The following is a 12,483-nucleotide window of genomic DNA, read 5'->3' as shown; positions in this document are numbered from 1 at the left end:
AGTGTGTTTCTACAGATTGTAATTTTATTACCCCACATAAGAGGCTAGAGATCATAAAGAAACCGATTTACTGCAGGCATAAAAGTCGACTTCTATAGCCTAGCAGCCTGAATCGCCAAGCCCTCGCAAACCGAATTAAAAGCATCCCCTTCTATTAACGGTAAATTAGGCAACATCTCTTCAGTAAGTTGCTTACGCACGATTGGCGACAAGCTCATTCCACCTGTAATGAATAGCATTTCGGGTTCTTCACTGCTGTTTTCTAAGCATTCCACAACTAAGCGTTTTACCCGGCTTAACCAAGATTTCATAGAACGATTCAAGTCTTCGACCGACAAGTCAACGTCATAATCGGCCTCGATATAATGCAATGGCAAGGTGATTTCATCTTTAGAAGAAAGCATTTCTTTCGCCAAACGAGATGAGTTAACCAAGCGTGCTGAAAGTTTGTCTTCTTGCACCGTTAGCAAGCGCCCTAAAAGTTTAGGCTCTTTAATGATTGACATTGTTTGCGCAATATCCAGACCATATTCATCAGAGAAGAATCTATTGAGCTTGGGAATATCGTCTACCGCGCACATATCAGAAAAATAGGTGGGTGGCACAGGCAGACCATTAGTCATCTTCAAGTCTTGGCCCATTGTGGGCGCGATTGACTTCACAATTAAGTTTTTATCACACTCCATACCGCCAATTCGCGCGCCTGTAACTGACATAACATCCTGCTGACGATTGAGGTTAGTGCGCTTTTCGGGTGACAACTTAATACAGCAAATATCGGTAGTACCACCACCAATATCGACTACTAATACATTGGTTGGTTTGGCTAAATTGGGTTCAATTTTATAGGCAGCTGCAATCGGTTCTTCTAAGAATTCAACGTGCGCAAAACCTGCCGCTTTAGCCGCTTCCGTCATAATGTCGATTGCTTGATTATTGCCTTCTTCGCCTCTTGTGCCATGAAACTTAACAGGGCGACCGATGACTGCAGTATCTACAGTTTGATTAAGCTGCTGCTCTGCGCTTTGGCGGAAGTAAGCCAACTGTTTAGCAATCATGCCAACGAATGCCGCTTTTTGACCCGGCACCAGATGCGCGCCAAGAAAGTTTTTCGGTGAATAAATTAGACGCCCTTTATCAGGCGTTTTGAGGTAACGTTTAAACCCCTCTTCGCCAAACGCAAATTCACCTGTTTCGACAAGTTGATGTAAAGACAGGTCTTGCACTGTCATATATTTGAGCAAAAGTTGGATAGCTTGGCGCTGTAAAGCTGGCTTGTTGTGGTACTGCGCACGCAGGTCGTCAATTTTTTCACTAAAAACGCGCTGCTCTCGCGGATCTTTTGCTTCGTAGTAGCTGTTTTTAGCCTTTTCAAGTTGGTCATTAATAGCACGCTGAATTTGCGATACTTTAGCCTCAATGGCAGACACTGGCGGACGCGGCAGTTCATCTTTGTAATACACAAAAACGGAAGAACGAATTTTATTCGATTGTTCAACATTGGGGTCGAGTTTGATGAAGTGATGCTGCTTCCCATCAAAATATACCACCTCTGAATTTGACGTACCGTAATCTATGCCTATTGCTGCCATCTTTGTCCTGAGCTATTAAAAAAGAGACCGCGGATTGTAGAGTAAAAATATGTGCAATTCACTAGTTGATTTCCACATATACGCAGTTTGTAACCTTGAACCATGAAACGCGGCAATATTTCATCCTCTTTGGACTAATGTCATTCTTTCAATACTAGACCAACAGTGACTTATTGCTAATGTTTATCGATAGTGCCGGCTGTGAACCCCATCCCAAAGTCGCATTGTACATTCGGCTATTAATGCCAATAGTAGCGGTATATGATTGAGCAAAAGTGCCTTCTTTTCAGGAGAACATAAATGCGTTTGAAGCACTGCCATAATTTTCATGATTTTCGTATCTTGGCGAAAAAGCGTTTACCCAGCCCTATCTTCAATTACATTGACGGTGGCGCCGACGACGAAACAACCTACAGACGCAACACCGCCGCATTCGACACCTGCGACCTAGTCCCCAGCGTATTACAAGGGGTCAGAGACGTTGATTTATCGGTCACCGTCATGGGACAAAAACTCGCAATGCCGGTTTATTGCTCACCTACAGCCCTACAACGCTTATTTCACCACCAAGGTGAACGAGCGGTAGCAGCTGCTGCAGAAAAATACGGCACCATGTTCGGTGTAAGCTCCCTAGGCACTGTCAGTATTGAAGAAATTGCAAAGCAAACTAACACTCCGCAGGTGTATCAATTCTATTTTCATAAAGACCGAGAGCTGAACTCGGTCATGATGCAGCGTGCCAAAGCTGCCGGCGTCAAAGTGATGATGCTTACCGTCGATTCGATTACCGGTGGCAACCGTGAACGCGATCTTCGCACAGGTTTTTCAATTCCTTTTAAATTGACGTTGAGCGGTATGCTGCAGTTTGCGATTAAGCCGATGTGGGGCATCAACTATGTCACCCATGAATCTTTTAAGTTGCCACAGCTCGAAGATCACGTAGATATGAGCAATGGCGCAACATCAATTGGTGGCTATTTCACCGACATGCTCGACCCTTCGATGAATTGGAAAGACGTCGAGGCCATGGTGAAAGAATGGGACGGTGAATTTTGTTTGAAAGGCATCATGAGCAAAGAAGATGCACGTCGCGCCATCGAAATTGGTTGCACTGGCATTGTTATTTCAAATCACGGCGGCAGACAGCTTGACAGTTCACGCAGTTCCTTTGACCAACTCAAAGAGATCATGGACGAGGTAGGCGATGAAATTGATGTGTTGTTTGACAGCGGCGTGCAGCGCGGAACGCACGTGCTTAAAGCCTTATCGCTCGGTGCAAAAGCAGTCGGTATTGGCCGCATGTATCTATATCCATTAGCCGCGGCTGGACAACCCGGTGTTGAAAGAGCACTAGGCTTAATGCACGCAGAGCTTGAACGAGGCATGAAATTAATGGGCAAAACGACGATCAACCAACTAAATCACAAAAACCTACGGTTCCGTTAAAACAATATCGAGTAGCATAAAAGCATAAAGACTGTATAAACGCACAGCTTTGTTGCTATACTTCGCGCATCTAACGCAAAGTAAAAAGAAATTTAATGGACGTAACTCGACTACTCGAAGATCTTAACGACAAGCAACGTGAAGCTGTTGCAGCGCCCGCGCAAGACATGTTGATATTAGCTGGTGCAGGCAGCGGTAAAACCAGAGTATTGGTGCATCGCATTGCTTGGTTAATGGAAGTGGAGTCAGTTGCGCCTTACAGTATTTTAGCCGTGACCTTTACCAATAAAGCCGCGCGTGAAATGCGTGGTCGTGTTGAACGTTTAATGGGCCAACCCATGAACACTATGTGGATTGGCACCTTCCATGGCTTAGCTCATCGTCTATTGCGTTCGCATTACGAAGAAGCCGGTTTACCTGAAAATTTCCAAATACTCGATTCGGACGATCAGTACCGTTTAATCAAACGTTTATTAAAGTCGATGAACTTAGACGAAAAGCACTGGCCACCAAAACAAATTCAGTGGTACATAAACGGTAATAAAGACGAAGGTTTGCGTTCAAAGCATATTGAAACCCACGGCGACCACACTCAGCAAAAAATGAAGGAAATTTATGCTGCTTATGAGCAAACTTGCCAACGCTCAGGCCTGATTGATTTTGCAGAACTACTGTTAAGAGCCCACGAACTTTGGGCTAACAATCCTAAGGTTTTACAACATTATCAAAAGCGCTTCCGAGCGGTTCTTGTAGACGAATTTCAAGACACAAACAACATTCAATATGCATGGTTAAAACTGCTTGCATGTGACAACAACAACATGATGATTGTGGGTGATGACGACCAGTCTATCTATGGCTGGCGCGGCGCGAACGTTCAGAATATCTCGCACTTCTTGCGCGATTATCCTACAGCAGACACTATCAAACTTGAGCAGAACTACCGTTCGACCTCCAACATTCTAAACGCTGCTAACGCGGTGATTGGCCATAACCCTGGCCGCTTAGGCAAAGAATTATGGACCGAAGATAGTGAGGGCGAAAAAATTGCGCTATACGCTGGGTTTAACGATTTAGACGAAGCCCGCTTCATTATTTCGCAAATTAAAACCTACTACGAACAAGGTGCTGCGCTTAGCGATTGCGCCATCCTATATCGCAACAACGCGCAATCTCGAGTTCTGGAAGAAGCGTTACTACATGAAGGTTTAGCCTACCGAATTTATGGCGGCTTACGCTTCTTCGAACGCCAAGAAATTAAGGATGCACTCGCTTATTTGCGCTTAATTAATCAGCCAATTGATGATGCCGCGTTTGAACGCGTAGTCAACACGCCAACCCGCGGCATGGGTGACAAAACACTTTCAAACTTACGCGTATTTGCACGAGAAAACGATATTTCGATGTGGCAGGCCAGCAGTAAAATGCTTGCACAAAACATGCTTTCAGGGCGCGCAGCAAATGCACTTAAAAGTTTTGTAGAGATGATCCTACAAATGACCCAAGACGTGAAAGATTTGCCTCTCGAGAAAAAGGCCGATCACGCTATTAAGCATTCTGGTTTATACGCCATGTATCAGGCTGAAAAAGGCGAAAAAGCCAAAGCTCGAGTAGAAAACTTAGAAGAATTAGTGACTGCCTGTAAGCAATATGAAGCGCCCGAGGAAGCCGAAGAAATGAGTCCACTATCTGCATTTTTAGCACATGCATCACTAGAAGCAGGTGACGCTCAAGCGGATGCGAATCAGGATGCAGTGCAAATGATGACTATCCACAGTGCAAAAGGTCTCGAGTTTCCATTTGTTACACTGGCCGGCGTCGAAGAAGGCATGTTCCCAAGTCAGATGAGCAATGACGAGCCAGGTAAATTAGAAGAAGAGCGTCGCCTTTGTTACGTTGGTATGACACGCGCCATGCAAAAGCTGCTGATCACCTATGCTGAAACTCGGCGCTTATACGGCCAAGATAAATATCACACACCATCGCGCTTTATTCGCGAAATACCCGGTGACTTTATCGAAGAAATTAGGCTTCGAACGCAAATAAAACAGCCTGTTCACAATCGCTTCAGCGGCGCTACCTCGCATGCTGCGTTTCAAGACAGTGGATTTAAGTTAGGTGAGCGCGTTGAACATAAGAAGTTTGGCGAAGGCACTGTGCTGAATTACGAAGGTTCGGGCGAACATGCGCGTGTTCACGTGAACTTTGATACGGTAGGCACTAAAATTCTAATGCTGGCCTATGCCAAATTAACCAAGATGGGATAACACTAAGTGTTTTCCCGCAGCCATCGGATAACGCTTTGTTGATCACCTCTAAATACGACGCGATCTTTGCGTTTATCTAGCTGATAAAGGTACATAGGGTCATAGTAACCAACGGTAATGGCTCTTAACCAATCTCGGTGACTGCTAAAGTTGTCTGTGTGTTGGCATTTAACGGCCGACCTTATCATTGCTACTATTTCATTGGTACGCTGACTGCCAAGGCGCTTTTTTAGTCTCAGTAAACTGTCTATTAGATAGTCTGAAAAGGCTTGCTCGCCAACTTCCCTTAGTTCCGCTTTTTCTGGCTCTTTTTCGTCACTCTGCCCTGTGCTTTGGTAACGCTTTTGATGGTACGCAATAGTCTCTTCATAACGCTGCACCACATACTCTCGCCACAGTTTTTCAATACGCTCCTCAACCGGCAGCTCGATAACGACCATATCGCTGGCGGCCATCACAACATTGAGCGCGTCGGGCAAATGTCGCCCCCCGATATTACGACTTTCGTCCTCCAGAATGATTCTTTGCTTTGGATAGTTTTCACGCACCTTAAGTAAAGCCAAGGTGAGCTTATTCTCAAAATCAATCTGCGAAGGCTGCTCATTCAAGGGACGGCCAAAACTTGAGCCCTTATGATTGGCATGACCTTCAAGATCGATGCTGGTATTAAGCGTTTTGATAATATCTGTTTTGCCCGTACCGGTCATGCCAGATAGCAGGGTAAAACGTTCGGTGCGACATGAGTCGTCCAAATACTCTAGCAAAAACGAGCGTAACGACTTATAACCGCCCATTATTCGTGTGCACTTGGCACCACTGTCGGCTAACCACCGCTGACTGATTTGAGAGCGCAAACCACCACGAGCACAGTACAAAACAGCACTAGGATGTTGTTCTATGAACTGCTTCCATGCTTCCACACGCTGAATTTTCTTATCGCCGTTAACTAACTCGTTGCCTAAATCAATCGCCGCCTGCTGGCCTTTTTCTTTATAACAAATTCCAATAAGATGACGCTCTTCATCATTAATGAAAGGCAGATTGACTGCTGAGGGCAATGCACCTTTCGCAAACTCTGCAGGAGCGCGCACATCAATCATAGGCGTTTGTTGCAGCAGTAACTCTCGGTAAGCATTGCTCGTTGGCAAATCAGTTTTGTTCAAGTTATTACCTCAATCAGGTGCTGCGCTTCAGCGGCGCTGCTCATATGACCAATAGGTTGATAAAAACAACCGGCAGCTGTCAGCACCGCTATCGCCTCATCAACTGAGTCAGGAGCGATTGAAATAAGCAATCCCCCACTCGTTTGTGGGTCACATAAAAGCGTTTGCTGTCGAGCATCTATGTGAGAAACGTACTGACGAACGCTGTCCCAGTTGCGCTGACTTCCACTCGGAACACAGCCCTCTTGGATATAGTGATACAAAGACTCATCTAACAGCGGAACTGCAGCACTATTGATTGTGGCTTTGAGAGCGCTACCTTGACACATTTCGAGCAAGTGCCCTAGTAAACCAAAACCGGTCACATCTGTCATCGCATTAACGCCGCTTAGCTCACCAAGTTTGGCACCCACGGTATTTAAACGCATCATACTTTCGACAGCCAAGCGGTCGTGCTCAGGCTTGAGCTTCCCTTGTTTCTGCGCGGTAGCCAGAATTCCGACGCCTATGGGCTTAGTGAGGAATAAGAGATCACCCGACTTAGCAGAGCAATTTTTCTTGAGATTGCTAAGCGCCACTCTGCCCGTAACAGCGAGTCCGAAAATAGGCTCTGGTGAATCAATTGAGTGACCGCCGGCAAGTTGAATGCCCGCTTCTTGGCAGGTGTATCGGCCGCCATTAATAACCTGTTGGGCAATTTCAGGGCCTAGCGTTTTTGTAGGCCAGCCCAATATGGCAATTGCCATCAAAGGGTTTCCACCCATGGCATAAACATCACTGATCGCATTAGTCGCGGCAACTCGACCAAATTCGAAAGGGTCATCAACAATGGGCATAAAAAAGTCGGTGGTGCTAATAATGCCACTACCATCGCCCAAATCGTAAACTGCAGCGTCGTCTTTAGTACTATTGCCCACCAGCAGCTTAGGATCTGGCGAAGGAACAAAATCAGTTTTAAGAAACTGTTCCAGAAGATTAGGCGCAATTTTGCAGCCACAACCGGCACCGTGACTAAATTGAGTTAAGCGGATTTTAGATGTCATAAGCTACTGTTGTTAATGGAAGAACCTACAGAGTACTTGGTTTAAGCCCTTAGTTCATAGTTTTTGCCTAAAAACCTTTTTAATCAATGTAAATAGAGCGAGCGAACAATGTATTTGTGCCTTAAAAAGCACACTATTTTAGGAAAAATCAACCGCCAAGCATTTCCCGAAGCTTACGTTCTGCCAACTCCGCAGGCGTTAGACTTTCTTCCTGGTTAAGCACCTGTGCGTCTGGTTCTGCTTCCTCACCAAACAAAGCAGCAAGTTGTGCTTTTGCATCACTTTCTTTTTGCTTCCTAGCTTGTTGCCCACTTGTTTTCACGCTTACCCCTCCCGAAGGTGAAAAGTAATCACAAAAATTCGCTTTCTCTCTATCCCTAACGTCTTCAGCCCTTGACTCGCTGCAAGTGTTTCGGCCATCAAATTCCTTGCACATTTTGCATACGTGTTGATCAGCGCTGCAGAATGGACATTCTTCACGCCGCGACACTGGTAAAATCACATTGTTAAGTATGTTGCCGCATTGCCAGCAGCTTAAAGGATCAGAAACGGAATGTGACATATATTGCAGCTCCTAGTGGTCAAGTTGATATACTCATACGCAGCATACGCGACCTTGTTACTGTTGTTGTCGAATAAGTGGATTTGCGTACATCTTCAACAGCTTACGTTGTTCCTCAATGCTCAGTATTGCGAGTCGAGACTCCAAATAACGTCTTGCTGCTTCATCCTTAGCGGTTGCTTTTTCAGATGAAGCAATTTTCGATAGCGCGGCTTTTGACAATTCATCCGGCTCAGCATCAGCCAACATATTCAGCGCAACGCGGGAGGTAGAAAAGGTTTGATAACCTGCCAAAATCTCTTTATCTAAAAACGCAGCTACCTCCTTTGCACTGTCAAATTGAGTACTAACTAATTTCCCGAAATGTACGTTTACTCTGCCTTTTTGACCCGTTATCCCGTTCACGATACTCTGCATATCTTCGTTATCAGGTTTGTCATAACCCCCTTCTTTTTCTGCTTGGCACAGCTCTTTTGCCTTGCTTACATCACAGGGATCAAATTCATAAGAAATGGATACAGGCACAATTCTCAAGCCGGAAATATAATCAGCAAAATCAATGTCCTTTGGTTTATTTAACGACAACATTGACAAAATTGCAGGGTTTGTTACATCAATGCCGTCTTTTGCACGCCCTTCACGTTGCGCGATCCAAAGATGCTGATCGTCGTGTTGCTGGGAATAATGAATGTATTCACTAAGTAACTTGGCTGCAGCCAGTTTTTCTCTGCGTCCTTCAACGGAACGCTGCACCACAAAGCATTTATTCAATCGTAGTACGTCAGCAACCCAGTCCTTGCTCAGGAGGTTATCACCCACAGCGATCCTAACGGTGTCTTGCCCGTTGATATGAAGCACCCAATTTATAAATGCAGGGTCGAGCGCGATATCGCGATGGTTACTCACAAACAAACAAGGCTTTGACAAGTCTAGTGTGTCTATCCCCGTCACCGTTAAGGCTTTTGTTGTTTTAGCGATCATGCGCTGCATATAAGGCTCGACCATTACTTGGAAGCCGCGCAGGCTAGCTGTCGTTTTTATTTTTTTGCTAATAAATCGTTTAATGAAAAAACCGAATATCGGCTTCGTAAACTTGGGCCACTTTGCAAAGCGAAACGCAACTAATGTGCTAATAAATTCATCATTATTAACTAGTTTTTCTAGAACGTCGGCCAGATCTGCATTGTCATACGGCCTTATTTCGTCAAATTTAGACGTCATATCTTTTACTTTACCTTGTTCGTGTTACATCAATATGGGGTTATTCTAAAACCCGCCATTGTGCTTCTAATTGTTCTGTTTTAGTACTCACAAAAAGTGATTCATCGCTGATGGTTATGGACCAGTTTGTGGTCCTTTCAACTTGTTTTGCTAGCGCTTTAATTTGCTCCCATTCAAACGCAAAAAACTGAATAGGTAAAGCGTCAAATTGCTGCTTATTCTGTTTCCACCAAACGTCCGATTTCGTGTTAAAGCTATATACGAAAGTATGCTTAGAAAGTCGACACGCTTTTTTCATTCTTTCAAAACTAGGCTCGCCAACGTCAATCCAAGTCAATAATTGATCATCTAATGTCTTTTGCCAAATGTCTGGCTCTTCAACCGAACTTAGTCCTTTGGTAAACGCTAATAAGTTTTCGCTGTCATCGTGTGAGTGCAAACAAAATACCAGCACGCGAACCATCATGCGCTCTAGCGTTTCAGAAGGGTGCTGGGCAACAGTCAAATTTAATTTGGGATAGTGCTGATTGTTAAGATCAGCCAGCGTAATAGTAAATTTGTATATAGTGGGTTTTAGAGCCATTAAGTTTTCAATTATTCAGTTTGGTTTTGGCGTTATTGAAATTAAACAAAGTTAAATTTCAGCGCAGATTTTAAAACAACGATATCGTCAGATTGTACACTACCCGCAAACTATCTTGTTGAAAGATTACAGGCTAAACAAACACGAATTCAAATTTATGCATTTACGTTTATTGCGACGAACGACTAAAACTGTTCGCCTAAACAACGTATCCTTCTCGTCGTCTTTGCGAAGGCAAAGATCTCCCAAAACATCCTTTATTTTAAAAAGATAGAGGTAGCATCAAGGAGATTCTTGCCTTCGCAAGAACGACGGGGCTTAAGCGAACAGTATTAGGCAAACGACGTAAGTTGACGCTAGCTTTACTAACAGCGACAGAATAGCGATATGTGTGAAATTTAGTTGAACTTACTAATTATTCGCAAGAATGACTAAACTACAAATTCACACATTATTTAAAACATTGTTTTTTATAGAAATTATATTTGGTATGCGCTTTGCTTTAGGTATTGGCATAGGCAGGGAGGTCTGCAAAAAAGCACAGTGCTGGGTAGACCGCTTCAATTTATAAAAACACATCGTGATAGCAAAGGAATAAAAGCATGTCAGTAAAATTAGAAGATAGACCAATCGAGCAAGTAAAAGAAGAAGTCATTGACGTACTTATTCATAATTACAGCCACGGCATAATTTCTAATGAAGCGTTCGAACGCAGACTGGATGCAGTTATCGCGACATCATCGCATCAAGAAATGGTCGACCAAATTCAAGATTTAGATGCTGCACCAGACGATACAGTGAAGAAGCATAAAGAACAGCAGTTTTCCGTAAATTACAGTCAAACTCCGGCACAAGATACTGAAACACTGGTGAACATATTGGGCGAAAGCGACCGCAGCGGCGTGTGGACAGTACCCAAAGAAATCAAAGTATTCACTTTGTTAGGCGGCTCTACCCTTGACTTTACCGACGCACGCTTCACAAGCCCAAAGGTTACAGTCAAAGTCATCAGCATCCTAGGTAGTGATAAAATTTATGTTCCAGAAAATGTAAACGTATTATCGAAGGCTTTTTGTATACTCGGTAGCTCACGGAACAAAGCCCCCTCTGTTGCGTCCTCGCATGCTCCGACAATTACCATTGAGGGATTTGTTTTCTTATCCGAACTGAACATTAAGATTAAAACCACCATGAAAGAAAACTTTGTCGCTTTCGCCAATAAAATGAAAACAATGTTTGAAACCAACTCAAAAGGCTAACTTTTAGTTCAACTAGAACATTTTAAGCGCTCATCATTTTACAATGCTGAGCGCTTTTTAATATTTTCGAAGACAATTACTTAATCCATGAACTAATCCCCAGCTCCCGCTGTACTAGTAATAACGGATTTCCTATATACGCTATTCTGTTTATAAAGCTTTCTATAGAGGAAACACCCTTAGAGGCATTTGGAGATAGCGTTGATAAAGAGCCCTCCCGTTTATTTTGATTACATGCTTAGGAGCATCAGATGCATTGGCGTCGCTGGTTAATAACTCTCGTATTTTGTTTCGTCGTAGTCGGCTTGCTTGGCTTTGTTAAGTTTAATCAAGTAATGGCCGCCATTGCTTTCGGTAACTCGTTTCCAGAACCCAGTGAGACGGTAAAAATTCAGCGTGTCGAAACGTCAAGCTGGCAACCTCACTTAAAACTCACAGGCTCAGTATTAGCGACTCGTAGTATCGAAATCCGCAACGAACTCGAAGGCATCGTTACCTTTATCGGCTTTGCATCAGGAGGGAGCGTTAAAAAAGGCGATGTGCTAATGACAATGCAGGTTGATGACGAGCTTGCCCAGCTCGACGCAATTGAGGCAGAAATAAACATTGCTCAGCTTGACGTCAGCAGATTCGAAAAGCTTTTAGAGCAGCGCGCTTCAAGTCGCGATCAAGTTGACCGAGCTAAAGCACAATTAGCCGTATCGAAAGCCAGAAAACGGTCACTCGAAGCGGTCATTGCGAAAAAGACAATTGTCGCTCCATTCGACGGACAAGCAGGGTTGCATCAGCTCGAAGAGGGCGCCTTTATGTCTGCCAACACACTGATCACCAAATTAGTCAGCAACTCAAACACGGTTTGGGTCGACTTCAATATTCCACAAGCGTATTCCAACTTAGCGGTGGGGACACCAGTGAGCGTAACTTCAGATATTTTAGGTCTGCATGATGCAAAGGCCAGTGTTGCTGCAATTGATCAGGAAATATCAACTCGTTCAAGAAATATGAAGGCGCGCGCCGAAGTCACTAGCGACCAAGTGAAGTTAAAACCAGGCTCTATTGTTTCCGTGTCACTGCCAGTGTCAGCATCTAAAGAAGTGGTCAGGCTCTCATCCAAAGCAATTCGCTACGATGCTTTTGGTACTTATGTTTTTAAGCTAAACAAAGACGATAAAGACAACTGGCGCGCCAGTCGACAAGTTGTCTACGTTCTCGCCAAAGAGGACGAAAGCAGTATTCTTGATCTTGCCATGAGCAATGGTTTGGAAATAAACGATGTAGTTGCCACACAGGGCTCGTTCAAACTGCGAGAAGGTCTACTAGTTTACACCGACGAACAGAGCAAATAAC

General features: G+C 44.2%; 10 protein-coding genes. 4 read left to right on the top strand and 6 right to left on the bottom strand.

The window, feature by feature from the left end; all coding sequences use genetic code 11:
• Positions 1–92 precede the first annotated feature (92 nt).
• Positions 93–1,592, bottom strand: a complete 1,500-nt coding sequence (locus GNIT_RS01420) for an Hsp70 family protein (RefSeq protein ID WP_014107331.1) — start codon at positions 1,590–1,592, stop codon at positions 93–95.
• A gap of 300 nt (positions 1,593–1,892) precedes the next feature.
• Between GNIT_RS01420 and GNIT_RS01415 the strand changes: the two genes are divergently transcribed.
• Entirely contained in the window at positions 1,893–3,038 is a 1,146-nt protein-coding gene (locus GNIT_RS01415; RefSeq protein ID WP_014107330.1) for an alpha-hydroxy acid oxidase, read from the top strand.
• Positions 3,039–3,133: 95 nt separating this feature from the next.
• Positions 3,134–5,305, top strand: a complete 2,172-nt coding sequence (gene uvrD, locus GNIT_RS01410) for a DNA helicase II (protein WP_014107329.1) — start codon at positions 3,134–3,136, stop codon at positions 5,303–5,305.
• Positions 5,306–5,307: 2 nt separating this feature from the next.
• Here the strand turns inward: uvrD and mnmH are convergent, their stop codons facing one another.
• The 5 genes from mnmH to GNIT_RS01385 form a co-directional block, all read right to left on the bottom strand.
• On the bottom strand, positions 5,308–6,468 hold the full coding sequence (gene mnmH / locus GNIT_RS01405) for a tRNA 2-selenouridine(34) synthase MnmH (protein WP_014107328.1): 1,161 nt from the start codon (positions 6,466–6,468) through the stop codon (positions 5,308–5,310).
• Positions 6,465–7,511, bottom strand: a complete 1,047-nt coding sequence (selD, locus tag GNIT_RS01400) for a selenide, water dikinase SelD (protein ID WP_014107327.1) — start codon at positions 7,509–7,511, stop codon at positions 6,465–6,467. The genes mnmH and selD overlap by 4 nt, the downstream gene beginning before the upstream one ends.
• Positions 7,512–7,659: 148 nt before the next feature.
• Positions 7,660–8,073 (bottom strand): hypothetical protein, encoded by a 414-nt coding sequence (locus GNIT_RS01395; RefSeq protein ID WP_014107326.1) that lies wholly within the window; start codon positions 8,071–8,073, stop codon positions 7,660–7,662.
• A gap of 57 nt (positions 8,074–8,130) precedes the next feature.
• On the bottom strand, positions 8,131–9,294 hold the full coding sequence (locus tag GNIT_RS01390; RefSeq protein ID WP_014107325.1) for a 1-acyl-sn-glycerol-3-phosphate acyltransferase: 1,164 nt from the start codon (positions 9,292–9,294) through the stop codon (positions 8,131–8,133).
• A 40-nt stretch (positions 9,295–9,334) separates the two neighbouring features.
• Positions 9,335–9,877: a YaeQ family protein gene (locus tag GNIT_RS01385; RefSeq protein ID WP_014107324.1), complete on the bottom strand. Its 543-nt coding sequence runs from the start codon at positions 9,875–9,877 to the stop codon at positions 9,335–9,337.
• 602 nt (positions 9,878–10,479) lie between these two features.
• Here GNIT_RS01385 and GNIT_RS01380 point away from each other — a divergent pair.
• Positions 10,480–11,136, top strand: a complete 657-nt coding sequence (locus GNIT_RS01380; protein ID WP_014107322.1) for a hypothetical protein — start codon at positions 10,480–10,482, stop codon at positions 11,134–11,136.
• A 251-nt stretch (positions 11,137–11,387) separates the two neighbouring features.
• A complete protein-coding gene (locus tag GNIT_RS01375) occupies positions 11,388–12,482 on the top strand; it encodes an efflux RND transporter periplasmic adaptor subunit (protein ID WP_014107321.1) in 1,095 nt (364 codons plus the stop codon).
• Position 12,483 lies beyond the last annotated feature (1 nt).

The organism is Glaciecola nitratireducens FR1064, assembly GCF_000226565.1.
GTDB classification, from domain to species: Bacteria; Pseudomonadota; Gammaproteobacteria; order Enterobacterales; family Alteromonadaceae; genus Glaciecola; species Glaciecola nitratireducens.
This window is presented reverse-complemented; position numbering and strand designations above follow the sequence as displayed.